The 1,317-nt window shown below is 56.0% G+C and carries 1 protein-coding gene; it reads right to left on the reverse strand.

What is annotated here, in order from left to right; translation table 11 throughout:
• Window positions 1-132: 132 nt before the first annotated feature.
• On the reverse strand, window positions 133-1,017 hold the full coding sequence (locus AC070A_RS34585; RefSeq protein WP_492384413.1) for a tyrosine-type recombinase/integrase: 885 nt from the start codon (window positions 1,015-1,017) through the stop codon (window positions 133-135).
• Window positions 1,018-1,317 lie beyond the last annotated feature (300 nt).

Consider the following 1,317-nt stretch of genomic DNA (forward strand, 5'->3'; position numbering starts at 1 on the left):
TGACCTCCAGTCAGAATCGGAAAGTTTTCCGCATCTGACTGTGCTGGTTCCAGGGCCGTATCTCACCCTAGGCCCGACTCCAAGCTAGTCAGCGGTGTTTGCTCAGGCGGTGGTTTAGGGAGGTGTGTGGGATTACTTGACGTGGCGCTCGAGCACCGGCACGCACATGTCAAGATCGTGCGAGGCCAGGTGGGCATAGCGCATTGTCATCTCAAGTGTCTGGTGGCCGAGCCACATCTGAACTCGCCGAAGGTCGATACCACCGCGCACCAAACGAGACGCGCACGTATGCCGTAGAACATGCGGAACAATGTCTTCTTCGCCGCCCAGACCTGCGTCCAGTTTGGCCGAATTCCAGACCGCGCGGTATTTTTGGGGGTCGACCGATGAGAACGGTCCCGGAGACCTGTCCGCAAGCGTCTCCATGGCCACTTTTGCTCTGGAAGTCAGAGGCACTGTGCGGCTGCGACCAGATTTCGTGACCCAGAATGTTACTCTGCCTTCATAAACATCATTCCATCTAAGGGAAATGGATTCGCCGAGGCGCGCTCCGGTGTCCACCAAGAATATTGATAGTTGCAAATAGAGTTGTGAACGGCTGCCGATCTCTCGGAACAACGCTTCCTCTTCGGCTACCTCCAGGAAGCGCAGGCGACCGGCTCTTTCTTTTTGGCGCCTGAACTCGGGCAAGCTGTGGATGTCACCCATCTTGTACGCTTTCCGCAGCAACTTACTCAGCGCCGCCATCTTTCGGTTGATGGTTGCGTTGCTGTTTCCGCGTTTGCGTAGTGCGCCGATGAGGCTGTCGAGCATCTCTTGTGAGAAGGTGGAGAACCTGGCGCAGATCAGGATCTCGTCAAGTTCGCCGATGAAGGCTTTTACGTTATATTTGTGGCTGCCCTCTTCCCACAAGATATCGGCATAGCGCTGAAGCAGTTCACCCAGTGTGGTTTCCTTCACCACGCCAACCGGGCCCTGGGGGCTAAAGTTATAATTGACTTCGTATCCCGGACGCATGTCCGGAAAGCTGAAGCCGCCCGCCTGTTTTTCAGCGTCCTGTCCCACGCTCGCAGTTCCCCCTCATTCTCGCGAATGAGGCCGAGAAACCGGCTGCGTTCAAGTCAGCGCCTTCGCCCTTAGGCGATTTTGGTGACTCGAAAGCAAGCAAACGTTGCGAAACAGCAACAGCCCGCAACTCTCTCGAGTTGCGGGCCACGCTTCTGACCGAGGTCAGATGATCTTAGAAGTCGCGCTGCAGACGGACGAAGCCGAATACCTGGTCGTCGCTGTTGTCAGCATCTTCATACTGAACCGAAA

The sequence above is a fragment of the Ensifer sp. GW101-20A05 genome, assembly GCF_059424735.1.

Coding starts and splice junctions, on each gene's coding strand:
- AC070A_RS34585 (WP_492384413.1), bottom strand. CDS start 1,017: ATGCGTCCGGGATACGAAGTCAATTATAACTTTAGCCCCCAGGGCCCG.